The 24597-nt window shown below is 61.2% G+C and carries 18 protein-coding genes and 7 pseudogenes; 11 read left to right on the top strand and 14 right to left on the bottom strand.

The genetic code is table 11. The features are described 5' to 3' along the window. Nucleotides 1-317: 317 nt before the first annotated feature. From A3CW_RS51715 to A3CW_RS54125, 4 genes and pseudogenes are all read right to left on the bottom strand, one after another. Nucleotides 318-455: pseudogene (locus A3CW_RS51715) on the bottom strand (helix-turn-helix domain-containing protein); the annotation flags it as partial. An 85-nt stretch (nucleotides 456-540) separates the two neighbouring features. Then, nucleotides 541-1090, bottom strand: a pseudogene (locus A3CW_RS49310) (IS66 family transposase); the annotation flags it as partial. Nucleotides 1091-1129: 39 nt separating this feature from the next. Beyond that, nucleotides 1130-2581 carry a Na+/H+ antiporter NhaC family protein gene (locus tag A3CW_RS0140690; protein WP_245623868.1) on the bottom strand — a complete coding sequence of 484 codons (1452 nt, stop codon included), beginning with the start codon at nucleotides 2579-2581 and terminating at the stop codon, nucleotides 1130-1132. 103 nt (nucleotides 2582-2684) lie between these two features. Further along, nucleotides 2685-2903 (bottom strand): BON domain-containing protein, encoded by a 219-nt coding sequence (locus A3CW_RS54125; RefSeq protein WP_245623867.1) that lies wholly within the window; start codon nucleotides 2901-2903, stop codon nucleotides 2685-2687. Nucleotides 2904-3438: 535 nt separating this feature from the next. On the opposite strand from A3CW_RS54125, the gene A3CW_RS0140680 reads away from it, so the two are divergent. Then, on the top strand, nucleotides 3439-3915 hold the full coding sequence (locus A3CW_RS0140680) for a carboxypeptidase-like regulatory domain-containing protein (RefSeq protein ID WP_028208648.1): 477 nt from the start codon (nucleotides 3439-3441) through the stop codon (nucleotides 3913-3915). Nucleotides 3916-3952: 37 nt separating this feature from the next. On the opposite strand, the gene A3CW_RS0140675 is transcribed toward A3CW_RS0140680, so the two are convergent. The 3 genes from A3CW_RS0140675 to A3CW_RS0140665 all read right to left on the bottom strand — a co-directional run bounded on the left by A3CW_RS0140675 (nucleotide 3953) and on the right by A3CW_RS0140665 (nucleotide 6611). Next, nucleotides 3953-4471, bottom strand: coding sequence for a DUF308 domain-containing protein (locus A3CW_RS0140675; protein ID WP_028208647.1), 519 nt, complete (start codon nucleotides 4469-4471; stop codon nucleotides 3953-3955). A 187-nt stretch (nucleotides 4472-4658) separates the two neighbouring features. Further along, the gene (locus A3CW_RS0140670; protein ID WP_028208646.1) at nucleotides 4659-6083 is read right to left on the bottom strand and encodes a basic amino acid/polyamine antiporter; all 1425 of its coding nucleotides are present in this window, start codon (nucleotides 6081-6083) and stop codon (nucleotides 4659-4661) included. Nucleotides 6084-6161: 78 nt separating this feature from the next. Then, a complete protein-coding gene (locus tag A3CW_RS0140665; protein ID WP_035515440.1) occupies nucleotides 6162-6611 on the bottom strand; it encodes an outer membrane lipoprotein in 450 nt (149 codons plus the stop codon). A gap of 616 nt (nucleotides 6612-7227) precedes the next feature. Here A3CW_RS0140665 and A3CW_RS51705 point away from each other — a divergent pair. Beyond that, nucleotides 7228-7419: pseudogene (locus tag A3CW_RS51705) on the top strand (hypothetical protein); the annotation flags it as partial. Between the two features lie 227 nt (nucleotides 7420-7646). On the opposite strand, the gene A3CW_RS0140655 reads toward A3CW_RS51705, so the two are convergent. Continuing rightward, a complete protein-coding gene (locus tag A3CW_RS0140655; protein WP_245623866.1) occupies nucleotides 7647-10712 on the bottom strand; it encodes an autotransporter family protein in 3066 nt (1021 codons plus the stop codon). A 575-nt stretch (nucleotides 10713-11287) separates the two neighbouring features. Here A3CW_RS0140655 and A3CW_RS49305 point away from each other — a divergent pair. Both A3CW_RS49305 and A3CW_RS0140645 read left to right on the top strand, forming a co-directional pair. Continuing rightward, nucleotides 11288-11974, top strand: a complete 687-nt coding sequence (locus A3CW_RS49305; RefSeq protein WP_081772045.1) for an HD-GYP domain-containing protein — start codon at nucleotides 11288-11290, stop codon at nucleotides 11972-11974. A 230-nt stretch (nucleotides 11975-12204) separates the two neighbouring features. Beyond that, entirely contained in the window at nucleotides 12205-13539 is a 1335-nt protein-coding gene (locus A3CW_RS0140645; protein ID WP_028208642.1) for a ferredoxin reductase family protein, read from the top strand. Nucleotides 13540-13599: 60 nt separating this feature from the next. Here A3CW_RS0140645 and A3CW_RS51700 read toward each other — a convergent pair whose 3' ends face one another. The 3 genes from A3CW_RS51700 to A3CW_RS54630 all read right to left on the bottom strand — a co-directional run bounded on the left by A3CW_RS51700 (nucleotide 13600) and on the right by A3CW_RS54630 (nucleotide 16618). Continuing rightward, nucleotides 13600-14004: a winged helix-turn-helix domain-containing protein gene (locus A3CW_RS51700; protein WP_161782976.1), complete on the bottom strand. Its 405-nt coding sequence runs from the start codon at nucleotides 14002-14004 to the stop codon at nucleotides 13600-13602. A gap of 173 nt (nucleotides 14005-14177) precedes the next feature. Beyond that, nucleotides 14178-15881, bottom strand: coding sequence for a methyl-accepting chemotaxis protein (locus A3CW_RS0140635; protein ID WP_028208641.1), 1704 nt, complete (start codon nucleotides 15879-15881; stop codon nucleotides 14178-14180). Nucleotides 15882-16483: 602 nt separating this feature from the next. After that, complete coding sequence (locus tag A3CW_RS54630) at nucleotides 16484-16618, bottom strand: DUF5372 family protein (RefSeq protein WP_161782975.1); 135 nt, start codon at nucleotides 16616-16618, stop codon at nucleotides 16484-16486. A 14-nt stretch (nucleotides 16619-16632) separates the two neighbouring features. Here A3CW_RS54630 and A3CW_RS0140630 point away from each other — a divergent pair. Then, a pseudogene (locus A3CW_RS0140630) lies at nucleotides 16633-16794 on the top strand (ISNCY family transposase); the annotation flags it as partial. 820 nt (nucleotides 16795-17614) lie between these two features. Then, nucleotides 17615-17961, top strand: a pseudogene (locus tag A3CW_RS54120) (FAD-dependent oxidoreductase); the annotation flags it as partial. A gap of 130 nt (nucleotides 17962-18091) precedes the next feature. Here A3CW_RS54120 and A3CW_RS0140620 read toward each other — a convergent pair. Both A3CW_RS0140620 and A3CW_RS51690 read right to left on the bottom strand, forming a co-directional pair. Continuing rightward, entirely contained in the window at nucleotides 18092-19570 is a 1479-nt protein-coding gene (locus tag A3CW_RS0140620) for a YncE family protein (RefSeq protein ID WP_028208638.1), read from the bottom strand. Continuing rightward, entirely contained in the window at nucleotides 19570-20049 is a 480-nt protein-coding gene (locus tag A3CW_RS51690; RefSeq protein WP_081772043.1) for a DUF305 domain-containing protein, read from the bottom strand. Before A3CW_RS51690 ends, A3CW_RS0140620 begins: the two co-directional genes overlap by 1 nt. A gap of 481 nt (nucleotides 20050-20530) precedes the next feature. On the opposite strand from A3CW_RS51690, the gene A3CW_RS0140610 reads away from it, so the two are divergent. The 5 genes and pseudogenes from A3CW_RS0140610 (at nucleotide 20531) to cobA (ending at nucleotide 24210) form a co-directional block, all read left to right on the top strand. Further along, entirely contained in the window at nucleotides 20531-20872 is a 342-nt protein-coding gene (locus A3CW_RS0140610) for a DUF4148 domain-containing protein (protein WP_028208637.1), read from the top strand. Between the two features lie 33 nt (nucleotides 20873-20905). Further along, nucleotides 20906-21100, top strand: coding sequence for a hypothetical protein (locus A3CW_RS0140605; RefSeq protein ID WP_028208636.1), 195 nt, complete (start codon nucleotides 20906-20908; stop codon nucleotides 21098-21100). 79 nt (nucleotides 21101-21179) lie between these two features. Next, on the top strand, nucleotides 21180-22331 hold the full coding sequence (locus A3CW_RS0140600) for a TDT family transporter (protein ID WP_051482049.1): 1152 nt from the start codon (nucleotides 21180-21182) through the stop codon (nucleotides 22329-22331). Between the two features lie 36 nt (nucleotides 22332-22367). Then, nucleotides 22368-23363: a malate dehydrogenase gene (locus tag A3CW_RS0140595; protein ID WP_028208634.1), complete on the top strand. Its 996-nt coding sequence runs from the start codon at nucleotides 22368-22370 to the stop codon at nucleotides 23361-23363. 133 nt (nucleotides 23364-23496) lie between these two features. After that, nucleotides 23497-24210 (top strand): annotated as a pseudogene (gene cobA / locus A3CW_RS49290) (uroporphyrinogen-III C-methyltransferase). Here the strand turns inward: cobA and A3CW_RS49285 are convergent. Next, nucleotides 24208-24597: pseudogene (locus A3CW_RS49285) on the bottom strand (DUF934 domain-containing protein); the annotation flags it as partial. The pseudogenes cobA and A3CW_RS49285 sit on opposite strands and share 3 nt — an antisense overlap.

Genomic DNA, 24597 nt, shown 5'->3' with positions numbered 1-24597 from the left:
GCTATGCTGCACTGGTCTCGCGGCATCTGAATCCGTTTAGAGTCTACTGCGCATTCCAGAACTTCCAAGCACATTCTCGTGCGATCTGCACGGCCGCGTCGCCGAATATTGAAACAATCATGGAAGAAGAGGAATGAGTGAAAACATTCGTTATTTGGCACCCTGCTCCTGCCTCTTCCGTCGAGCAGATGCGAGGGGGATGGCACGATACCCCGCGCTTAATGTATGGTCAGACCGTGAACGGCCATATCATCAGGAGTCCACAGGCCATCCAGGTCGCCTTCCAGTGAGTCGTTGCCCGATAGGCAACGCAGACGTCAGGCCTTTCCAGCGTCCGTGAGCGCCTTGAGCCGCCGGTACAGCGTGCGCTCGCTCATCCCAAGCCGGGCAGCGAGTTCACTGCGCTTGCCGCCCGATTCCGCGGCAGCGCGCGCCAGTTCCGCGTCCGAAACTTTGCGAGTCAGAACGAAGGGCGAATGGCGCGATTGCCGCATGCCTGGCAGAGGAGTGACATTCCTTCATGTCGCTAGCGGCATGAAGCCAGTTATTATCGATGGGCACTCGCCCATCGGCGAGATAGCGCATCAGTGCCTCCCAGCGTTTGAGGCTGTAATCCAGCGCTTTCGCAATGGCCGAGCCCTCCGAAACGAGCTTGCGCTGACCAGTCATCCAGTCGTGCAACGCATCGGCAATCGGCCGGGCACGCACCTGACGAAGGGCACGTCTTTGTTCGGGATCGAGCCCCGCGGCCTCTCGCTCGACGTCGTAGAGTGCCGCGAAGTATTCAAGTGCCTGCCCGGCAATCTGACTCTAGTGATTGGCGTGAAGTTCGTAGAACTTCCGTCGGGCGTGGGCAGCAAACCTGATTGCCGTGATGCCTTGACGGAAACCCTCCTTGTAGCCACCGTAGTCATCACACACGAGTTTGCCGCACCACCCGCCAAGGAACCGCACGGGCATGTTCACCGGCACGGCTATCGGCGAAGTCATAGACGACCGCCTTCAATTCGGTGAACTGCGTGGTGCTGTATGCCCATAGATAGGCCCGATTCATCGAGCGCATATCATTGGCGTGCGCAGACGACGGCGTCGCTGGGCGCTGCATCGCTCCCCCATATTGCTTGGGATATCAGCAATCTGGCGTTTTGGGCTCTTCGTCGTTTGAGATCGCTGAAAGCACTTGAGGAACGCATGGCATACGGATACCGGCGTACGCAATCGCCACCGTCAATAGTGGACTCACCACGCAAAATACAGCATAGGGCGCGTAGCTGAGCGTAGGCACGCCAAGCGTCACGGCCATGTACGCGCCACAACTGTTCCAGGGGATCAGCGAGCCTGTGGTGGTGGCAGTATCACCAACCGAACGCGACAATACGATGGGTGCGTAGCCGCGCGCAGCGAAGGCATTCCTGAACATCCGGGTCGGCAGCACGACTGCGATGAACTGGTCCGCCGTAACGATGTTCGTCGCAATGGTTGCCAGGACCAGAGAGCCGACCAGCGCCCCACCGCTCTTCGCCCGGTCGACCACCGGGGCAATGAGGCGTTCGATCACACCGCACTTCTCGACGACTCCTCCGAAAGCGAGTGCGGTGATGATCAGCCAGATGGTGTTCAACATGCTGTCCATGCCGCCACGAGTGAGGAGCGTATCGAGCGCGGGATTTCCGGTCGTGGACTTGTAGCCGCTTGCGAGCGCAAGCCATACGCCTTTGATCATCGCGATCCACGTAGGCACCCCCTCTCGCGCGCCGGCAAACGCGACGACCCGCCCTGGCTCGACGAAAACGGCTACAACGCCGCCCGCCAGTGCGCCAAGAAAGATGGTGGTAAACGGCGGCAGCCGGAACAGGGTCAGGACGACAACAAGCACCAGCGGCGTGAACAGCACCGGCGAGATATAGAATGCGTCGCGCATCGCCTCGACTTCAGCGCTCGCATCGAATTCGCCCGGCCGGCCAAGCAGATAGAACACCACCAGCGTGATGACGATCGCGATGATGGAGGTCAGCAAGGTCTCGCGCACGTGGCGGTACAGGTCGACGCCGGCGGCCGCCGCCGCAAGGTTCGCTGAATCCGAGAGCGGCGAAGACTTGTCGCCGAAATATGCGCCGGAAATCACCGCACCCGCCGTGATGGCAGCGCTGAGCCCCATGCTCTGGGCGATACCCATCAGGCCAATACCGATCGTCCCTGCGACAGTCCATGACGTGCCGATACTGAACGAAATCACCGCACAGATCGCTGCCGCCGTCACGTAAAAGTAATCCGGGCTCAACAGTTTCAACCCGTAATAGACCATGGCGACAATGGTGCCGCAGAGCGCCCACGTGCCGATGAGCGCGCCGACCGCGAACAGGATTAGAATGGCGCCGATCCCGGAACTGGCACTTGCATTTGCGGCCTCGCCCAGCGACGCGAGCGAATGCCCCCGCCGCCAACCGACGAATACCGCAAGCATGGTTGCCACAACAAGCGCCACCTGGTTTGGCCCGTTTGCTCCAGCGTCACCGAATAGATAGAAGGACAGACCGACCAGGAAGACGAGGCCAGCGATTGGAATGAGGGCTTCAAACATCGTAACCGGCTGCGGTGACTCGGGCCTCTTCATAGCCATGCTCCGTGTGCTTGCCCAGCGCTCTTGGTGGTGCCACTGCGGTCGAAGTTCAAGAGCGCGCGCCTCAGCGCCCGCCGCCACGACCGGTTCGTAACGTTAACCGGTTCGTTACCGCCCTCACACCGCGAACTGACCTTGCTGCGTTACCGGCCCGTGCGATCTGTGAGTGTTGTGGCACCGACCCTGTCAGCGTAACGATGCCGCCGCGTACACGGACGTGAATATTCATGGAATTCAGACCCGGTGTCCGCACGAGAGCACGGCGGACGTCACTAGCCAGCATCGTATCCGACCTGCCTCGCTGCGTAGACGCCGCTACCGCTCCAGTTTGCGCGGACGCATCGACTGGGGGACTTGTACCCGTTTGTGCGCCCGCATAGGTTGTGCCATTTACGATGGCGACTGCCAACAGGGCACCGATGAGTTGTCGCCTACCGCTGCTTCTCATGCTCGCTCCTGGGGTTGCACGTCGTTTCCACGTGTATGAAAAGCAACCTGCAACCGTTTGCAATGCTCTTTGTGACTGAGTTGATCCAGTTCTTTTCGATAATACACCAGGCGCTCTTCAATTAATTCGGTCTGCTAACCCGTTTGACGCAGGCTAACCGTCACTGTCGTCGTGACACGCTGAACGCGCGGGGAGCCGAAAAACGCTAACCTTTTGCAAGGCCTGCGCGAGCGGTGGAGCACCCGCCGCCCATACTCCGGCCGTAACCCGGAATGCAACGCGTCTCCGGTTTCCTGCAGTCATTATCCAGTCCGACGGACCCGACAGTTAAGTTGCTCTCCCGAAGTCGGCAACACAGCAAGGAGTGGTCATGACAAAAGTGCACTGCAATGCTCCCCGGATCTCATCTAGTATGCTCGCTGCATCGCTCGCACTCGTATTGGCAAGCGGCGCAGTCGCGCAGACTGCTGCTCCCACAAGCGCCAGCGAGATCCACAGGACCGGCATGCCAGCGACGGAACAACAAGGCGACGTATCGTTCGTGTCCGGCGGGGTCGGCCGCGACGAGTCAACGGCGCTCAGGCAGGCGCGCAGCCAGTGGCCGCTGTCGCTGCAGTTCACGGGCCCCGGAGCGTCTTACGTCGCCGACGTCCAGGTGCAGATCGCCAACGCCAGCGGCGCGAGTGTGCTCGATACCCGTACACACGGACCGTACTTGCTTGTGCGGTTGCCCCCAGGCCGCTATGCAGTTACCGCCACCTATAGCGGCGTTAAGAGGAGACAGACTATGAACGTCCGCGGCAACGGCAGCGCGCGCGCCACGTTCTCGTTTCCGCGCAGTCACTGAGCGCGCGATTGCGCGGCTCCGCACCGAAGCGCCCCTGTCAGGTCTGCACGCGCTTTCGGTAATGTCCGGCAAGAGGCACCAGGCCCATTGCAATCAGATCCACACCGAGAAACACAGAGAGCAATGTGCCTGGAACGTTCGGAAAATTGGCGGCAAGCAATACGGCTAGCAGCATCGACAGCATCGCACTGGCAAGGCTTATGTTGTTGATTTTCGCATCCTGCTCGACCGACGCGACGACCTTGAAGAAGCCGTCGAGGACGAAGAAGATCATTAGCACCACGGTCAGACCTCGCGCGCGTGCACTGTCATTCACGAGGATCAGTACGCCGATAAGCATCGGAACAACGACTGGAGGAATCTTCCGAATGATGAGTTTCCAGCCTTTCGTTACGAAAAGATTCAAGGCATGCACGAAGCCACAGATCAGCAGCATCCTCGCGATGAAAATCGTGCCAACAGGAGACCCTGTGGCCAGGGGAACAATGATGCAAAATATTCCCGCGATGACGAGAAGAGTTGAGCTGGCGAGAGGGAAAATGGCATCCTTTTTCATGGCTAGAAAGAAATAAATCCATGCAGGAGTAACAAATTTCCATGGTCTTCAACGCGACACGGCGAGGCCGGTGCGCGCAGCCCACCAGTGCTGCTTGTAATCGGGAAGATCCTCGCCATAGCCGTTGTACTCTCTACGCCTCATCACCGCCCTTCGCCTTGGACATATCGCTCTCCACCCGTCCTCGTTAGACCGCCATGGCGCCCATGGCCAGCGCAACGACGCCTACGATGGCCGCTACGGCCGCCACGATGAAAATGACCCAGTCGCTGGTGCGCTGGAAAACTCCCAGCTTGCGCTCGCGCCTTGCAATGAAATACAGCACGGTGCCTGGTGCGTAGAGAATCGCCGATAGCAAAATGAACTTGAGACCGCCAGCAATAATCATGAACAACGTGTAGATCACTGCGACCGAAGCCAGGACGAGATCTCGCGTGCGTTCTTCGGGCCGGACGTCATAGCTCTCGCCTCGTTTCGAGACAATCCACCCGTAGGCGGCGACGAACAGGTAGGGAATCAGCGACATTGCGCTCGTAAGATTGAGCATCAGGGCGAACGCGTCGTACGAAAAATAGGTACTGGCTACCAGGATCTGCACGACGATGTTCGTGATCCAGAGCGCATTCGCCGGCACGTTGTTGGCGTTTTCGCGCGCAAATACTGCCGGCATGTCCTGATTGCGTGCCGCAGCGAACATCACTTCCGCGCAGATGAGCGACCACGCCAGATACGCGCCGAGCACGGAGACGATCAGGCCGATGCTCACGAAGATGCCGCCCCACGGCCCGACCACGCTCTCAAGCACCGCCGCCATGGAGGGCTGGCGCATGCCCGCTACATCGCCGCGCGGCAGCACGGCGAAAGGCAGCATCGACACGAGCACCATGAGCGCCGTCACACTGACGAAGCCGAAGATCGTCGCGCGCCCAACGTCCGCGCGCTCCTTCGCATAGCGCGAGTACACGCTCGCGCCCTCGATACCGATAAAGACAAACACGGTCACAAGCATGGTCGCGCGCACCTGACCGACGATGCCGCCCTCTTGCGCCGCGGACTGGATATTCAGGTGGAAAGTCCCGTACTTGAGCACAAACAGGAGAATGACGATGAACACCACGATCGGGATGACCTTGGCGAACGTCACGATGGTATTGATGAACGCGGCCTGCTTCACGCCGCGAAGAATCAGAAAGTGAAAGAGCCAGATGCCGATCGAAGCAACGACGATGGCCGTGACTGTATTGCCGTCGCCGAAGACCGGAAAAAACGCGCCCAGCGTGGACTTGATCAGCACCCAGTAAGAAACGTTACCGATGCAACTGCCGATCCAGTAGCCGAACGCGGAGAGGAAGCCGGGATAGTCGCCGAAACCCTCTTTGGCGTAGACGAACACACCGGCATCGAGATTCGGCTTGCGCTCCGCGAGCGCCTGGAAGACGCGCGCGAGCGTGTACATGCCCACGCCCGCCACGAGCCACGCAATGGCCGCGCCGACCGGCCCCGTTGCATTCGCGAAGGTTCGCGGCAGAGAAAATATCCCGGCCCCCACCATGCCTCCGACTACCATCGCCGTTAATTGCAGGCGACTCATCTTCTGCCCGGTATCGGCCATCGGTTTCCTCGCTTCGTCTGGAACTTCGCTTATGTCGAGAGACCAGCCACATCCGCGCCGTCACTTAAGTTTTTTGCGTCAACGGGTCACCCTCACCGAGTTGTTGCCCACCAGCACACGCACACGATCGCCCGGAACGAACTGCTGATCCGCGTCCTGGACCACCGACATCAGTTGCCCCGAATCCAGACGCACGACGATTTCAAGAGCCTGCCGCTGCGTGATGCGCTGCTCCACGGCATTGCCTGCCGCGCCGGCCAGTACGGCGCCGCCGATGCCCGCCGCTACAGCGCCCGTGCCGCGCCCGATGTTGCTGCCTGCTGCGATGCCTCCCAGCGCGGCGCCCGTTATCGCGCCAATGCCCGTTGGACCAGGCTGAATGGTGATTGGCCGTACAGTTTCGACCACACCGAGCTCGACCACAAACACCTGCTGTGCCTGGGCCGGACTAAACGTGGAACCTGAAGTTGGGGCCTCGCAGGCTGATAGCGCCAGCATGGCAAGAAGTGCTCCAGCGAGATATCGCATGACAAACCCCTGGTGCCGATCGTTGCGCACATAGCATGGCTCCCGAATGAGCACTGCCTGCGGCGTCAGGTCGAAAAGTCAGTTTGCTAACGACTGGGAAAACATGCATATTTAGGGCACGAATCTGGTGATTTAAAGTCCTGCGCTCACGTAACAAGCATTATGGATTACGATTTTTTGCGTGCGCACTCAAATTGGCAATAATTCGAGATCCTTTCGGCGCGACGGCGTGGAGCTCTAAATGGGGCATGGGTGATGGATATGCTTTTCTGGTTATTTCCAGCCCGATATGCCGGGATCGCCCGTGTCATAGCGCACAGGCTATTTTCGAAATCCGGTGCATTCTGCCTGAGAATATTGATGTGTTTGGAAACCAGGGCATACAGGAAGAAACGCCCTGCAGGAAACACTTGCGGGATGAATGATGCCTTCGATTCGACTTCGCGCACAATTCATGTTTGAAAACTTGACTGCCCTCGATTAGACATCGGAAAGATTGTGTCCCAGCGATCCGCTGCCTGGCCACTTCGCAGCGTTGATCTTGGCCAACTACCCATTTTAGAAAGGGCAGATTTCGGTCTTCGGCGACAGCATCGACATCTAGTATTTGCATCCATTGCCGCAGTTCGTGCAGGACATCATGCTCGTCGCGCCCACCACACACTTCGTCGAACGCGGTCAGGCCATTCGCTTTCGTGGCGCAGGCGTTTCCGTGGTCTGGCAGCCGTTCCACTGGCTAGCCGTGATCGGCAGCGTGCTGTTCGCGTTTTCGCTCATGCGCTTTCGCAAGACCCTCGGGCAGATGGCCGGAGACTTGGAACAAGGATGGGAGACGAAGGTACCGTTTGGCCGTTGCGGGGCTCAGGCCCGGTTCCGACGCGACACGTGCAATGCCCATTCCGGAAGCCAGCATCGGCGCGGCGCGCTTGCGCCTGCCTGACCACGGTGGGCCAGTAACGATCTCGTTGACACTCACGACGCATCTCCCTGGACTGACCTTCACTTTTGACAAACGGCGCACAGGGCCCCGGGCCATCACCATGCGTAACGTAACCCGACGTCACCCCACACCCCCTTCTGGCTGCCGGTCGCCGATGAACTGATGGAAAACTGGTAGCCAAACTGTCCGTACAGGCTCATGCGCGTGTTGAGCTTTGCGCTCACACCGGCAGCAACGTCCATTCGCGTGAATTGCTGTCGGAGCGGAACCTGGTCGACTCCTGAGTACACCGTTGTCGCCTGTGCGCCCCAATCCCGCCAGATATTGGTCCGCACGTACGGCTGCCACACCTCTCCATTGGCGCGTTCGATGGTCCACTGCCCGCGCAGGCCGATTCGCCCGGTCACCCCTGATGTCGAACCAGGGTCGACTGCTCCCAGCCCGTCCGCCTCCTCGTTCAAACCAACATGCTGCCAGATGATCTGTGCCTGAGGCTCGAGCACGAAGCCCGGGCCCAGCGGCAGGCGAAACGGATAGCCGGCTTCGAGCGATGTCGCGAATCCCGAACCCGATAAGGGCAGCCGGGCATACTGCGTCGTCGCATCGCCGTCGTACCAGGTGCCTTGCAGTACCGCGTCGACATACCATCCCCCCGGACCGTAATGTGTCCAGTACGCGCCACCGGAATACCCATTGAGATTCACTGAGCCGGTGTGACTTGGCACATAGCCGGTCGCGGCTGCATTGGTGACCAGGCCATCCACATCGACATTGCTGTTGCCGTAGGCAAAGTAGACGCCCGCGGCATCGTGATGTCCGGGCATCGTGCTGCCGCGCCAGAGATCAATACCTGCCTGTACGCCGATCTGGTGACCGTTGGCGCTCGCATCCGTGAAGGTCTGGTAACGATTGTCAATCTGCTGCCCGAACACCCGCGCCCAGGCGGAGCGGGCCAGGCCGTTGCTGTTGCTCCCGCCTGCGTCGTCCGTGAGGGTGTCGCCGATGCGCTCATGCATCGTGCCAAGCATGGTGAGGCCCAGTTCTCTGGCGAGCGGCTGGACGACCGCATACGTTGCAAGCTCGGGCCCGACGATCGGGTACTCCCCGGGAGGCAGCACCGACGGCGGGGGATCGACAGGAAACACCTCATCCTGCTCAATGACGGGCGGCTCCACCGGATCCGGCCCGACGACAAAGTCCGAGCGCAGGAACCAGTCGTCCGGCACGGCCCCGCCCACGCCGCCCCGATAGAGACGGTAGTCGTACGCACCGCCGCGCGCTTCACCGGCGAGGGAGAACGCCTGCGCGCTCGTGGTGCCGCCGTTGGTGGCAACCACAACCGGAATGCCGTTCGCTAACGTGAGTGCGCCGGGGCCGCCGACGTTGGCGATCGCGAGCTTCGATGTACCCGTGGCCGTGCCGCCGTCGATGACAAGCCTGTCGGATGGTGAATTGTCGCCGCCGAGATAAGTGTCGATGGCGATCGTGCCGTTGTGACCGACATAGTTCTTCGTGGTCAGTACCGCGCCCGGGTCGCTCGCGATGCGCACAAGGCCCGCATTGACGACGCTGGCCACGCTCTGGTCGAAGCCGCGCAGATCCAGTGTACCGGCAGGCTGGACGACATAGTCGGAATTCGGGCTAAAGACATTGTTTGTGCCGCCCGCAAGGGTGCCACCTTGCACCGTGGTCGGACCCGCGTACGTGCTGGCAGCGGTCATCACGGTTTTGCCGCTGTAGACATTGACGGCGCCCGTGCCCGAGATGACCGCCGGGAACCGGTAGTTGCCACTAGTGTCGGTGTGGTTGAACGTGAGGTTGCCCGTGCCGGCGCCGAACGTCACGCGGGCCGTGTCGAGGATGCCCGGCGCGACCGGAGCGGCGCCTGCGGCAGCGCCGATGTTCAACGTTCCGGAGGAACCTGCATTCTCGGCAATCGTCATGGCTGCCGCCGAGACGTGGCCGTTGTCGGCGATGGTCAACGTTCCCTTTCCGTCACCGCCGACCATCAGGCTTCCGCCCACGGTCCAGCTCGAGCCCGGATCGGTGACGGTGACCGTACCAGTGCTGCCCGGCGTACCGCCAATGTACGTGTTGTTGACGAATCGCGGGTCCGAGTGGAGCCCAATCCCGGAGCTGACCGTGCCTGCACCGGAAATGGTCAGCGCCCCCTCGCCCATGAAAAAACTGGTCGCGTCGAGTCCATAGTTCTCCTGGTAGAACGGGATCAGGGCGGGGTCCGTACCGCCCACGACGAGTGGGTTGCTGCTAGTCAGGGTTGATCCAGAACCCGATACAGTCAGGTTGGCATGCCCGCCTGTTCCACTGCCGATCGCGTCGTTGGGCGTCACGACGCCGCCCGCCGGGCCAACAATGAGCGGCGGCGATGCGGTTCCCGACGTCAGGACTGCGCCGCCTGATATTGTCACTGCCCCCTCACCGTTTCCACCGGCCGTGAACGTCGACCCCACGTTCACCTGCGAGCCTAACCCGGAAAGACTGACCGTTCCGCGGCTACTATCGCCTGACGCCACGGACAGCGCCGTCCCCACGTTGACCACCGCGCCGTTCGAAACGGTCAGGGTGCCGATGGTCGTATTCCCGAGTCCCACGTAAATGTACTGGCCTGTGCTCAACCGGCTACCGGCGCCTGTCACGGTGACGGTGGAGAGCGTGGCAACGTCTGTGTATCCGAGAATGAGATAGCCATTGTGTCCGGCAGTCGAATCGAGCGACCCGGCGTTTTCGATCGTGAGGGAGGCGTTGCTCCCTGCGGTTGCGGTGTCATTAAGCCGAATGAGGGATACCGTAACACCCGGCTGATTGACGACTGGGGCGTTGGGGGTTGTCGTGTTGATGACGGTGGTATCAGCCAGGCCCGGCAAGGTGCCGGCGGACCAGTTGGCTGGATTGGTCCAGTCGTTTGATGCTGCGCCTGTCCATTGCGTGTAGGCTGCATGGGCGGAACCGGTGCTCATCGCCGCGAGGCTGGCAAATACCGCGGACGCGAGATCGGAATGTCCTGAAGCAAACAGACGGACCTTCATCAGAAACCTGACGATTTCATTTTCCACCCGAAAAAAAGAGCGCGACCCGCTGAAAATTCCCGTGAATATGGCTTTTACAATGTCAGCTGAGCCACTAGCGGGTATTCGACGCACGAATCGATATCTATCGTCCCGACCATCTGCCTCCACGCAACTTTGTCTTCCATGTATGACGAAGCAAGACGCGACGACTAAATGCAAGCCACATAAAATCGCAGTAGATCGAAACAAATATTCGTCGATTCTGGATCTGTTATAGGAAATAATGTCAATTCCTTCAATCACTCCCTATCTGATTTACGGTTTTTGTGACGGTGCGATTGCTCAGTGCTTCTAAAGAACGCCTTGTTGCTTGTCGAATCGTCTAGCGTCAGAGATGCGAAGAAAACATGAGGCGTGTTCGAAACCCGGTTTGGAAACTTGACACTTTCGCGTTGAGTTCAAAATACTGAAACAGCAAAGAATAGAGAGCCCTGCGACGCCCAGAATCCAGCGCTCGCCGCTGGCTGCGCTCGCCTGCCGGCGCGCTCGCGTACATCGTCGCGAATGGCTTGCCCTTCAAAATGCAAAGACAACGAAGACGGAGATGAAATGAACGCAGCGAGGGGCGCCAGCTAGGCGACCTTGCCGATTTCACGGCTCGCGGCAACGGCCAGGCGGTCGCTGCCCTCCTTTGCCGTGATGAGCGAATCACGCCATGGGAAACGACGCTGATTACGGGCCTCTTTGCCAGTGCCTGGCGGGAGGCGCTGCGCCACTTCCGCTCCGTTAGTGGCTCCCTGAGAGAAAACGACAATGCTGCTGCACTTCACGAGATCTTTGCTCACAGCCGGAGAACCGCTCGCTACGTGCGAGTTATTGCGCTACGTCAGGCTCAATTGCAGGAGCGCGATCGGGCCGAAGCTGCCACCTATGCGGCCATTCTCGGGGCGGCCGCGACGTTTCACGATATCGGCAAGTTCGCAATGCCCGCCCGACTCCTGGGCAAACCTGGTCGGCTTGACGCTTACGAATACAACGTGATCAAGCATCATCCTGCCGTCGGGGCGAACATGCTTCGCCACGCTCGCGGCCGGTTTGCACCCGGCCTGCTGCGGACAGCCTGGAATATGGCTGCCTTTCATCACGAGCGCTGGAACGGCGCCGGATATCCTCACGGGCTCAAAGGCAGGCAGATTCCTGTCGATGCACGACTGACGGCAATCGCCGATGCATACGACGCTGCCTCACACGACCGCGTATATCAGCCGGCACACAGCCACGACGAAGCGGTTGAGCTTATCGGCAACAGCAGCGGAGCAGACTTTGACCCGCACCTCGTGGAAATATTCCTTCAGGTCTCAGGCAAGCTGCACACCGAGCTGGATGCCGGGTAAAAAAAACGCCTACCGTTCTCCTGAGAGTTGGCGGCAGGCGCAAGGTCCGGAAGTGGTTGCGTACACCTCCGGTGGGCTGGAAACGCCGGATCAGGGCGCTCCAGATCTCAAAATAGCAAACGTCTTCCACGCCGTAAACATCCGAACGACCACCGCGTTGACAATTTTTGGCGCACATTGCCACATTGACGCCGCGTTCGGAGCATCAACCCGGTGACGGAGCAACCATCATGCGAAGGATCAAATGGGTCCTCTGGCTAACACTGGCCCTTGTCACGCTGGCCTGGCTCGCGTCGGACAGTCCGATCCCGCGTCTGGCTACGGTGTTTTCGCTGCGGCAGGCCTGGATCCAGTACACCGGGCTGATGGCGATCGCGACCATGAGTCTCGCGATGGTGCTGGCGAACCGTCCACGCGGGCTGGAAGATCCGCTCGGTGGCCTCGACAGGATGTACCGCCTGCACAAGTGGCTCGGCATCGCCGGGCTGATGTTCTCGATGCTGCACTGGCTCCTCGTCAAGGGTGTCCAGTGGGCCGTCGGCTGGGGCTGGCTTGCGCGCCCGCAGCGCGGGCCGCGGCCTGCGGCCACCTCAGGCGTTGAGCAGTTCCTGCGCGACTATCGGGGGCTTGCCGAAACCGTCGGCGAATATGCTTTCTATGCGACGGTTGTGCTCATCGTGCTTGCGCTGATCCAGCAGTTCCCGTACCGGTGGTTCGCAAAGACCCACAAGTGGCTCGCAGTGCTGTATTTTCCCCTTGCGTTCCACTCGCTCGTGCTACTGCGTTTCGGTTACTGGCGCGCGCCGGCTGGCGTCGTGGTCGCCGTGCTCCTCGCCGCCGGTATCGTGTCGGCCGTACGTGTGCTGGCCGGGCGCGTCGGTGCGACGCGCAAGTTCGAGGGGCGTATTGCATCGCTTATCTGGTATCCGGAATTGCGCGTGCTCGAGACAGCTATCGTCATGCAGCCAGGCTGGCCGGGCCACGCATCGGGGCAGTTCGCGTTTGTCACCTCGGACCGCAACGAAGGCGCGCACCCTTATACGATCGCGTCCGCGTGGGATCCTCACACACCTGGTGTGGTGTTCATCACGAAGGAACTCGGCGACCATACGAGGGGGCTGAAGGACCGCCTGAGCGAGGGCATGACGGTGACGGTAGAAGGCCCTTACGGCTGCTTCACGTTCGCAGACCAGCGCACGCACCAGATCTGGATTGGCGCGGGCATCGGCATCACGCCTTTCATCGGGCGGATGAAGGAGCTGGCGCGACATCCCGACCGGCGCCATCGCATCGATCTGTTCCATACGACCTTCGACTTCTCGCAAAAGGCGATCGACAAGCTCGTCGCCGATGCGCGCTCAGCAGACGTGCAGCTCCATCTGCTGGTAGATGCGAAGCACGGCCGACTGAATGGCGCGCGCATTCGCACGGCGGTGCCCGATTGGGCGAGTGCAAGCGTTTGGTTTTGCGGGCCGCCCGCATTCGGCGAAGCCGTGCGCAACGATCTCGTCGCGCACGGCCTGGATGCGGCCGACTTCCATCAGGAACTGTTCCAGATGCGCTAGGCCGTTGTCGCGGCACGCGCCGGCGTTCGGTTCAGGAAAACAAGCCTGTTTCCAGAGAAATCACTGCTGGTCGTCCGGCACACATTGGCGATGATCGCGCAAGAGCCGGTTCACATGCGAATACGAATAGCGCACTCCAAACTCGCGCTCGATGAAGTTGCGCACCAGCTCATTCGTCCACGACCTGGCCGAAAAACCATACACCTCGGGGGCGTGCCCGATGGCATTGATCACGTGCTCAATGCCGCCTGCAGGAAGTTGCTGGCGACGACCAACATCTCCGAGTCTGAGCAACGCCTCACTGCCTCCGGCAGAAAAGACAGACTCGCAACGCCGGGCCGTCGCCGGACTCAGGCACAGCTCCGACGCAACGCGTGCGATGTCCATGCCGGACGACAGCATTTGCGCGGCACGCTCGCGCCGGACGGACCATGGTGGCCCTGCCACTCTCTCATTCGTAGTCATGGGCCACTCACCATGATTGACGTCCATGATTGGGGAGCACGCACGTAACTCATCGTGGCTACCCGTATCGACCCCACGCTATGGCGTCGCACCTTACAACGGACGGTACCTTAGAAAATGGCATCTCGCCTCGCTAATTAAAACGATGATGCGATTCGGTGATGCAAACAGCATCAGAATGTGCTCCATCCTTCGCTATTGACTGCAGTGGCTGCAGGTTTCCTGGATACCGGCCGCGGGGTCCGCGTGCGGGATGCCGCCTGGCTTGCCGGCGCAACCGGCTCACCCGTCGTTCTGGCAGCTGTCTGGGAATCCAGCCGAAAGAACGAAACCGCCTGAGTCAGCTGATGGCCCTGATCCTCGAGTGACTTCGACGCGGCCGCCGCTTCCTCGACCAGCGCGGCATTCTGCTGCGTCACTTCGTCCATCTGCGTAATCGCCTGATTGACCTGCTCGATCCCCCGGCTTTGCTCAGTCGACGCGGCTGCGATCTCCCCCATGATGTCGGTCACGCGCGCCACAGCCTGCGTCACCTCCGCCATCGTCTTTCCGGCATCGTGGGCAAGCGATGACCCGTCATGGATCATCTGAACAGAAGCGTTGATGAGATCCTTGATCTCCTTGGCCGCACTGGACGAACGCTGCGCGAGGCTGCGCACTTCGCTCGCCACTACCGCGAATCCACGTCCCTGCTCGCCAGCGCGTGCCGCCTCCACCGCCGCATTCAGTGCGAGGATGTTGGTCTGGAAGGCGATCCCTTCGATGATCCCGGTGATATCCGCGATCCGGGTAGAGCTCGTGCTGATCTCGCTCATCGTGTCGACCACCTTGCCCACGACCTGATTGCCCCGCCCCGCCACTTCGGAGGCGTTGGCCGAGAGCGAACTCGCCTGCTGGGCATTTTCGGCATTCTGCTTCACCGTCGACGTCAACTCCTCCATGCTCGCGGCAGTTTCCTGCAGTGACGAAGCTTGCTGCTCCGTGCGCGAAGACAGATCCACATTACCCGATGCGATCTGGCTCGAGCCGGTGGCGATACTGTCAGCGGAAGTACGAACCTGACCAATCAGGCGAACGAGACTGGCCTGCATCTCGCCCATCGAGGCGAGCACGCTTCCGGCCGGCGCATCCTTTGCGCCAGGCACCGGACTCAGGTCGCCGCTGGCGACACGCTGTGTCACTTCACCCAGTGCCACCGGCTCTGCGCCCAAGGCGCGCAGCAGCCCCCGCGTGATGACGACGCCAGCCACGACTGCCATCGCCACCGCAGCCAGGCTGATGGCGATCAGCAGGTTTCGCTGACTTGTGAATTGACCCTGTGATTGCTCGACCATTTGTGCTGCGCGTTGACGGGTAAAGTCTGCATACTCGTTGGATGCCTTGATCAAGGCCGAAAGCAGCGGCCTGCATTTGGTACCGATGTCCGAAATCGCCGCGTCGCGCTGGTTATTCACGGCGAGGCGGTCAATTTCCAGGGCGACGGGCCGATAAAGTGCTTCGATCCGCGGAAGTTCGGCTGCGAGACTCCGTGCCTTGTCGCTCATGTCGGACGCACTGGCAACCATGGCATTGAACTTTTCCAGGTTGACCTCGACCCTGTGCTCAGCTTCCAGGACAGCGGCTTTTTCGATCTCGACGTCGGCAGGCGTGGTGACCAGCACCAGATTGCGCACTGCGATGGCTCGATCATCAACGGCAGCGCGCACGGCTTCGGCCATGTCGGCACGTGCCTTGATACCGTTGATATAGCCGGAGAATCGGTCGTTTGCGTCGTTCAACTGCATCAGCGACAGGCCTGATACGGTTAGCACGATGACGGCCAGAATTCCGAAAGCCCCAGTCAGCTTTGCCTTCACAGACAGTGTATTTAGAGTCATCTCTCGCTTCCATTTTCAACGGAGGGGCCAGTAAATGCCGCGAACGCGTTCGAAATACGCAGGTCCGACTAAGGCGAGCGCCCGTCGCCCCCTGCGAACGAATGCGCCCTGCATATGCATTTACGGCGGCGAGGATAACCGCCTGAAGTCCGGATTAGCGCCGAGGCGCAATCCGCAAACGTTGTCGGAATATTGAATTCTTCTATCGACATTATTTATCGTTAAATACGGTATTTATCAGACGAATACACTTTGACGATTATCTGACGTCACCCAGATTTGTACGGGTTTCGTAACGAGAAAATGATATCCACGAAAGCTTGCTTAATGACCAACTATTAGTCGTCCTGCGACTATTGCATATCCAACTACGGTGACCTGCGAACGCACGTTCGTCGTCGCGCATCGGTCGGTCGTCATGCCTTGGAGGTTATAGCTCCTGGTATCTTGCGTTCGTAGGCCGTGCCGAAATGGCGGCCACACGCGCCTTATCACTCACCATATCGAGCAAGGACTAGACGTGAAGAGCCCGGCTTTGGGAAACTTCGGCACGGGCGAGCGCTGTGTGGGCACCTTCGTCGTTTTGCGTGTACCAACGAATGTCAGGATACCGCGTCGTCGTGGAAGTGGACGCGATCCTCTCCCCAAGTGTTACGCCGATCCACAAGCGCAAACTCTCGCCCATACAACGGATGGAAGGGAAGCTTGACCCGGAATACCTGTGCCTCATCGGTCAAATCGAGTGCAGTTGACTGCTTTTGCCAAGGGACGTGTCGAGCGTGCGCACTTGACGCTGCAGGATCGCCTCGTCAAGGAGCTGTGGCTGCGCGGCATCATCACGCTTGCCGAAGCCAATACCTGCGCACCCTCCTTTATGGCGGCGTACAACGCGCGCTTTGCGAAGCCGCCCAGAACTATCGACGGCAGTCACGCCCGCTGCCGAGCAGAGATCCGAAAGTAAGTCGTCGCCCGCCATAAAGCATAGAACTACGAATCAAATCGATCAAAACGCGATCATTATATTTATGTCAAATAGAAAACGGAGAAGACCCCCGCCGAACCTACCGCGATTTCCCGTATCAATCTCGTTGCCGCGGAATCAGAAGCGTTGTTCGTAACGCATGATCAACGCTGGACGGCGTGCCCATCCTGTCGCGCCGCCGACGCACTGACCGTGAGCGTCGAGAGATTGCGATGAAGGATGACGCCGGATGGACGCTCAAGGTTCGATGGACTAGTTCGTCCTCGACGGCTGAAGGATTTCGCGTGACAGCCGCGGAAAACGATCAATCATTCGCTACTGCGAAAACGGGTGGGGTTCACATCGTGGCTGTTGAGGCCCGTCCAGTATGGGATTGGTCGATGTGATGCTATCCGTACCCCCAGATCTACCCCCACGAGGCGGCGGAACAGAATGGACCATCAGACGGGAACAACTAGCGCCTCATCCCGCCTCTCGCGTCCCTGATAATTCTGTCGCGCCGTCTCAGTTTCGCAACGAAAAACTGACGCGCCACCGTTGCCAGTTGCGCCACCGTTGCCAGTTGTCTCGCACGTCCTGGCCGCCGACCACTCGATGTCAGCTCGAAGGCGTCGCTGCGTCCAAGGCACGCGCCGGTATCGAGGCGCTGGTCGCGCTCTCGCGAAGTGTTGCGCGAGCGCGGTGGTCCACGCGGCTCAAGATGTTTCTGCAAGCGCTCGGAGCCAAAGCTTTCGCGCGTTGGCTGGTGGGAAGTGGTCGAACGATTTCCGCCGGGTTAACCGTCTGGGCTGCGGGCATCAAGGTGCTTGCCGTCCTGTCCCGTCTGGACGGTTTGAGCGTCAATCCGTTGCGCCAACTGCGCGTCCGTCCAACGCTCCAGGTCGAGAACGATGCGAACATCTTCGCGACGGGGGATTGTGCTGCCTGCCCGCTCGCCCAGTCCGAAAGAAACGTTCCGTCTGGCGCACAAGCCGCCCATCAACAGGCAGTTTTTCTCGTCAAGACCATTGACGACGGTTGAAAGGCCAGGTGCTTGCGGCTTTCAAATATTGCAACCTGGGCTCGCTGGCGTCATTGGGTCACACGCGTGCGGTCGGCAGGAGGCGTCCCCGCTCAGGTCGTTTCGCGTATCCATACCCGATCGTTCTGCCGAAGCGGTCTGCGCAACCATCCCAACCCTCGCGTGGGGGCAAGCGGCGCGAGGGTACTGGAATGGTCCTCGAAGCACTTAAAGCGCCTGCACCTGCACCACAGGACCAGCCTTGCCGTCGACCTGAGGCGCGATCACAAGGTAACGGCGCACACCCGTGGTTTGTGGATCATTGACCGAGACCACCTCACGAATCTGCCCAATGGCATTGACGATCGCCGACCCGGCCGGATTGGTCATGAAGTTCGCGAGGGCTTCGATCGCGCCGTTGCCGTCCGGATTGTCCGCCAGGCCAAGAACATACGGCTGTTTGGGATTCAGACCGGTTACCGACGCCTGCAGAACCTGCAACAGACCCTGATCGAATAGCGCGACGCTGGTTGGCGACTTCGTGGACGCTCCGACTGCCACGCCAGCCGGAATCATCTGGATATGCGCGGTGTTGCCCGCGAGGCCAAGCGGCTGGAGATTCTGCATGCCGTCACCGTCGGGCACCGCATCGGGAACGTACGCGACCGCTTGCGGCGCCTGCCCGATGGGCACCTGCGCGATCACCTTGTTGGTCGTCGTATCGATCGCGGCAAGTGCGTCGCCGTTTTCAAGACCCACGTAGACACGCGAGCCGTCGCCCGATGGCCAGAGGCCATGCGGTAGACTGCCAACGGGAATCGTAGCCACCTGAGCGTAGTTGTCCGTCCGGAAAACCTTCACCTCATTCAGGCCACCGACTGTCACATACGCGAACATGCCGTTCGCGTTCCTGACGATATTCACGTGATTCGTGATCGGGCCCGTCTCGAGCGTCTTCAACAGCCTGAACGGCGGTTTCGCTTCGAACACCTGCGTGCGGCCCACGTCTTTGAGCGTCAACCAAACCTGCCTGCCATCCGGCGTTGCCGCGATGTTCGGACAGAACGGGCTGTCCTGCTTCACCTTGCCGACAATCTGGTGATCTGCGACCGACACTACGTCCGTCTCCGGATTGAACGACGAGCAGACGTAACCGTACTTGCCGTCCGGCGAGAAGATCTGCATGCCGGGGCCTGCCGGCGTCGTGATCCGCGTCTTCTCCTCGAACGTCGTACCGTCCAGCACAGCCACGTAGTTCTCGCCGCGGACGGTGACCCAGACTTCCTTGCCGTCGGGCGTGAAGAAGGCTTCATGCGGCGAGCGTCCGACGTACGTCACGTGCTTGACCGCGTTTGTGGCCGTGTCGATGAACGTAACGGAGTTCGATCCGATCGACACCACGGCGAGAGTTTTGTGGTCGGGCGAGAAGCCCATGCCATGCACGAGTACCTGACCGCGATAAAGCGGGCTGAAGTTGCCCGGCGAGGGATCGCCGAGGCGAATCACGCCGAGCAGCCGGTTGTCGGACGGATCGGTCACGGAGACCGTGTTCGAGAACTGCTCCGCGGCATACACACGATCGCGATGGCTTACCGGCACGTCTGGGGCCGCCTCCGAACCTGGCACCTGGCCAGCAAATGCGACGCTGCATAACGCAAGGGCGATCGCGCCCGCAAGCGTATCGAGCTGAAAGACACGACGTTTCATCACTTCTCCTCGTGGGTTGACATCGAATTGACGTGCTGCATGTCCATTGCGCCAGCGGCGCGCCGTGCGGCCTTTACCGATGACGCATGGGGCGTTGCGCCCATCTGATCGGGCGACGGTGCCGATGGCGGCAGCGCCTGCCCGAGCGCCACGTGCATCGCGACGATTTCCTGCTGTTGCTCGACGACGATCTCCTGAGCGATACGGCGTAGCTGCGCGTTCTTGCCATAGCGCAGTTCGGCCTGCGCCATGTCGATGGCGCCCTGATGGTGGGGAACCATCATGGCCACGAAATCGCGATCGACGTCGCCGGTCGGGTCGACGGTCATCGCGTTCATCATCTTCGTCATCGCGACGTCGTTCTCTTTCAGATAGGCCGCCTCCGGCCCGGCTGCGTGACCGGCCTGGGAGAGAACTGAAAAAAACAGAAGCGCGGCGGCGCTTGTCGTGGCGTGCGGCCAGGACCAAAGGGATCGCATCGTTTATCTCCTCGTAGACATGTCTACGGAGATGAACAGCGTTCCGACGAATTTATTCCCCAACGATGCCCGTCGATGTCGCGAGACACGGCAAACGATACGGACCGGCACGTATTCGTCGGACTTCACGCGCAGCGGCTGCCGTAGGCCCGCATCGGGGAGACACCGACGGGAAGCGCGTGGAAGACACGGCCGGAGAACGTGACGCGACATGAATGTCGAGACGCCTTTCGAACCGGATTCCCGGTTTGCGTCTGCCATAACCGGCGAACATGGCTCGCATCGCAAGTTTGTATTTTCAGGCCGGAACGCTCTCCGTTAGTCTTCACTTACCGGCTCGCGATCGAGGGCAGCAAACCTCCTCGATAGCGAACCAGGCTGCACGACGCGTAAAGCGGGTCCATACCTCTCTATTAATATGGATATCAAACTAATTTATGGCGTCGACGAACAGATTCCATTCACTGACTTGAAGGAGTTCATCATGAAAGCCCTTGCCACGCTCACGCTTGCCATCTGCGCCCTGTCGGCACCGGTCCTCTCGTTCGCGCAGAGCGAAGCGCCCGTGACGCGCGCCGAAGTGCGTGCCAATCTGATCCAGCTGGAACGGGCCGGCTACAACCCGAACACCAACGGCGACAACTACCCCGAAGACGTTCAGGCCGCCGAGGCAAAGATCGCCGCGCAACAAGCCAATAGCGCCGTAGGCGGCTCGACGATGTCGGGCACCTTGGTCGCAGGTGCCCCGGCAGCCTCGCACCGCATCATCAAGCCCGGCTGCGTAGGCCCCGCGAGCTACTGCAATGTGTACTTCGGTAACTGATCGCTTCGTTTCCAAGCAGCCCGAGATGCCGCGATGAAATCGCCGCCCGTTCCCGCCGCCTGCCACATGGCGCTGACTTCGCTGTCGCTCTGCCTCGCCGACGCTCTGCTGCGCACCGACAACAGCGTTGCCGGCGCGGCGTTGCTGATCCTCGGCACATCGGCGCTGCATCTCGCTCGCCGCGTAGTCCCGCTCACGCGTATGGCATATCAAAAAGATATTGATTAGATCGCAAATATGTATTTTTTGTATAGACCTGACTTCCCTAGACTGGAGCCATTAAGTCCCTGAACGATGGGTGAGCGACATGAAGAACACCAGCAACGTCTCGACCGCGCCACACCGCGCCGACCGCCGGATTCCGGCCTGGCTCGACAAGATTCGCCAGTTCACGCCGAACTGGTTCGCCGTCACGATGGGAACGGGCGTGGTGTACCTCGTTCTCAATGCGCTGCCCGGCGCATCGCCCATCAAGACGGAAATCGCCGCATGGCTCTGGCGTATCGACATCGGTCTTTACGCGCTGTTTCTCGCGATGTTCGTCGGCCGCTTCGTGCTCTTCGGCGAAACGATCAAGCCGATGCTCCATCACCCGCTGCAGTCGATGTTTCTCGGCGCGCTGCCGATGGGCCTCGCGCCGATCGTCAACGGCATCGTCGCATTCGCGGGCCCGCACTACGGCCAGGATGCGTACTCCGTCGCGCTCGGGCTTTGGGGAGCCGACGCCGTGCTTTCGCTCGCGGTCGCCATCGGCGTGCCGTATCTGATCTTCACGACCCAGCAGCACAGCGTCGAAAAGCTGACTGCGGCCCTGCTGTTGCCGATCGTCGCGCCGGAAGTCGCCGCTGCGAGCGCCGCGATGCTCGCGCCGCATCTGCCTGCGCAAACGGCGCAGTTCGTCGTCGGTACCGGCTACGTGTTGTGGGCGATTTCGGTCCCGCTCGCATTCTCCATCCTCACGATCGTGCTGCTGCGCCTCATCGTCCACAAGCTGCCGCATCGCGAACTCGGAGTCACGAGCTGGCTCACGCTCGGACCCATCGGCACCGGCGCGCTCGGCCTCATCACGCTCGGCGACGCCGCCGCCAGGGCCTTCGCGAACACGCCGCTGCAAGCCGTCGCGACCGTCGCGCAAGACTTCGGCGTGCTGGGCGCGCTGCTGCTGTGGGGCGCGGGTCTCTGGTGGCTCGCCTGCGCTCTGCTGTTCATGTGGTCCTATCGTCACGAAGGCCTGCCCTTCAACCTCGGCTGGTGGGGCTTCACGTTTCCGATCGGCGTCTACACGCTCGCGACGTTCAACCTCGCCCGCGTGACCGGCTTCCACGGGTTCACGCACATCGGCCTCGCGCTCGCTGTCCTGCTCGGCATGCTCTGGCTGATCGTACTGGGCCGCACGATTCGCGGACTCATTCTCGAACGGCTCTTCCACGCGCCTTGCCTCGCCCAGGCTCATTCGTAATCCACCGGTTCAATCCTTCATTCACAGGAGCGCATCATGTCTGCTACCGCCAAACGCGTTGCCGTCACGGGAGCCGCCGGGCAAATCGCCTATTCGCTGTTGTTTCGCATTGCCAATGGTGACTTGCTCGGCAAGCATCAGCCGGTCATCCTACAACTGCTCGAACTGCCCCAGGCGATGGCCGCACTGCGCGGCGTCGTGATGGAGCTCGAAGACTGTGCGTTTCCGCTGCTGGCCGGCATCGAGATCAGCGACGATCCGCGCGCGGCATTCCGCGATGTCGACTATGCGCTGCTCGTCGGCTCCCGTCCGCGCGGCAAAGGCATGGAGCGGCGCGATCTGCTCGCAGCCAACGCGGCCATCTTCCGCACCCAGGGCGAGGCGCTGAACGCCGGGGCGAAGCGCCCGGCCAAGGTGCTTGTCGTGGGCAATCCCGCCAACACGAACGCGTGGATCGCGCGCCAGTTCGCCCCCGACCTCCCGGCCGACGCCATCACCGCGATGATCCGCCTCGACCATAACCGCGCCGTCTCGCGGCTCGCCGCGCGCTGCGGCATACCCGTCGATGCGATCGCGCAGATGGCCGTGTGGGGCAATCACTCGCCCACGATGTACGCCGACTACCGCCACGCGCTCGCAAACGGCAACGCTGTGCCGGCCCTGCTCTCCGACGAAGCCTGGAATCGCGACATCTTCATCCCCGAAGTCGCGCGCCGTGGCACGGCGATCATCGAGGCGCGCGGCGCTTCGTCGGCGGCCTCCGCGGCGAACGCGGCGATCGACCAGATGCGCGACTGGGTGAGCGGCAGCGATGGGCGCTGGGTGTCGATGAGCATTGTTTCGCAGGGCGAATACGGCGTGCCGGCGGGGCTCGTCTACGGCATGCCCGTGACGTGCGAAGCAGGTGCCTATCGCGTGGTCGAAGGCATCGGCATCGACACCTTCGCGCGCTCGCGCATCGACGCTTCCGTGCACGAACTGAGGGAGGAGATGATTGCCGTGCGCGAGATTCTGGGTATCGGCGGTGCCTGAGTTGACACGGCTTTGGCACGGTGAAACCGCGCATGGCTGGGCGAACTGCGGTTCGCCTTTGTCGTTTTCGCGGGACGCAGGATATGGGCTTTGTGCGGCTTCTTCAACCGGGAAAAACGTGGAATCGAAATAAATGGGCAAGGTTTATCTGATCGGCGCGGGACCAGGCGCGGCAGACCTGATCACGGTGCGGGGCGCACGGTTGCTCGGCGTGGCCGACGTCGTGCTGCACGACGCGCTGGTCGAGCCGGCGATGCTCGAACTCGCGCCGGCGCACGCGAAGCGGGTCGCCGTCGGCAAGCGTTGCTGGAAACCTTCTACAACGCAACGATTCATCGACGCAAAGCTCGTGGAAACGGCGCGCGAATATGACGTGGTGGTGCGCCTGAAAGGCGGCGATCCGATGCTGTTCGGCCGCACCGACGAGGAGATGCGCGCGCTGGAAGCGGCGGGTATCGAATATGAAATCGTGCCCGGAATCACCGCGGCAGTCGCGAGCGCGGCCGCGCTACGCCGGCCGCTCACGTTGCGCGGCGTGGCGCGCGGCGTCGCGTTGGCGACTTGCAGCCGCGCGCCGGGATCGGCGTAGATACGCGAGCCTGTTCGGGCCGATTCGCTCGTGCTCTATATGGGACGCGACAATGCGCTCGAGATTGCGCGCCGGCTGATCGAAGCCGGCCGCGCCCCGGAGACGCCCGTTGCGATTGTCGAGGCATGCAGCTTGCCGCACGAGCGCTCACTGACGCTTACGCTCGCGGCGGTCGCGGCCGGCAGTGCGCGGGACTGTCTCGATCCCACGCAGCCGTCCGTGCTGATGATGGGAGAGACATTTGGCGGACGCGATTGAAAGGGAGGCCGCGGCCTCTCGTGCGGACCGTCGCCTGCGGAACAGCGGCGACGGTTCGTCGAAGGCGCCCTGGTATTGCACCGTGAACTCGGTGAACGCCTTGAGCGCGTCGTGGATGTCCTTGTCGGCGCGCACGGCGAACGCATCGAAGCCGCAGCGCTCGTGAAAGCGCAGCTGGTCGCGCAGCACGTCGCCGATCGCGCGCAGTTCGCCCTTGTAGCCATAGCGCTCGCGCAACAGGCGGCCGATCGANAAGCCGCGGCCATCNCGGAANACGGGGAAGTCCACGCCGATCAGCGCGAGCTTGTCGAAGTCGCCGGCGATATCGGCCGGTTCGCTGTCCGGCGCGAGCCACACGCCGAGTTCGTCCTTGCCGCGCGCAGCGAC

This window comes from Paraburkholderia nodosa DSM 21604, from assembly GCF_000519185.1.
Taxonomy (GTDB): domain Bacteria; phylum Pseudomonadota; class Gammaproteobacteria; order Burkholderiales; family Burkholderiaceae; genus Paraburkholderia; species Paraburkholderia nodosa.
This window is presented reverse-complemented; position numbering and strand designations above follow the sequence as displayed.

What these genes read in the sequence shown, in the direction of transcription:
- A3CW_RS0140690 (WP_245623868.1), bottom strand. Translation starts at nt 2,581, where the DNA reads ATGTTTGAAGCCCTCATTCCAATCGCTGGCCTCGTCTTCCTGGTCGGT.
- A3CW_RS54125 (WP_245623867.1), bottom strand. Translation starts at nt 2,903, where the DNA reads ATGCTGGCTAGTGACGTCCGCCGTGCTCTCGTGCGGACACCGGGTCTG.
- A3CW_RS0140680 (WP_028208648.1), top strand. Translation starts at nt 3,439, where the DNA reads ATGACAAAAGTGCACTGCAATGCTCCCCGGATCTCATCTAGTATGCTC.
- A3CW_RS0140675 (WP_028208647.1), bottom strand. Translation starts at nt 4,471, where the DNA reads ATGAAAAAGGATGCCATTTTCCCTCTCGCCAGCTCAACTCTTCTCGTC.
- A3CW_RS0140670 (WP_028208646.1), bottom strand. Translation starts at nt 6,083, where the DNA reads ATGGCCGATACCGGGCAGAAGATGAGTCGCCTGCAATTAACGGCGATG.
- A3CW_RS0140665 (WP_035515440.1), bottom strand. Translation starts at nt 6,611, where the DNA reads ATGCGATATCTCGCTGGAGCACTTCTTGCCATGCTGGCGCTATCAGCC.
- A3CW_RS0140645 (WP_028208642.1), top strand. Translation starts at nt 12,205, where the DNA reads ATGCGAAGGATCAAATGGGTCCTCTGGCTAACACTGGCCCTTGTCACG.
- A3CW_RS51700 (WP_161782976.1), bottom strand. Translation starts at nt 14,004, where the DNA reads ATGACTACGAATGAGAGAGTGGCAGGGCCACCATGGTCCGTCCGGCGC.
- A3CW_RS0140635 (WP_028208641.1), bottom strand. Translation starts at nt 15,881, where the DNA reads ATGACTCTAAATACACTGTCTGTGAAGGCAAAGCTGACTGGGGCTTTC.
- A3CW_RS0140620 (WP_028208638.1), bottom strand. Translation starts at nt 19,570, where the DNA reads ATGAAACGTCGTGTCTTTCAGCTCGATACGCTTGCGGGCGCGATCGCC.
- A3CW_RS51690 (WP_081772043.1), bottom strand. Translation starts at nt 20,049, where the DNA reads ATGCGATCCCTTTGGTCCTGGCCGCACGCCACGACAAGCGCCGCCGCG.
- A3CW_RS0140605 (WP_028208636.1), top strand. Translation starts at nt 20,906, where the DNA reads ATGAAATCGCCGCCCGTTCCCGCCGCCTGCCACATGGCGCTGACTTCG.
- A3CW_RS0140600 (WP_051482049.1), top strand. Translation starts at nt 21,180, where the DNA reads ATGAAGAACACCAGCAACGTCTCGACCGCGCCACACCGCGCCGACCGC.
- A3CW_RS0140595 (WP_028208634.1), top strand. Translation starts at nt 22,368, where the DNA reads ATGTCTGCTACCGCCAAACGCGTTGCCGTCACGGGAGCCGCCGGGCAA.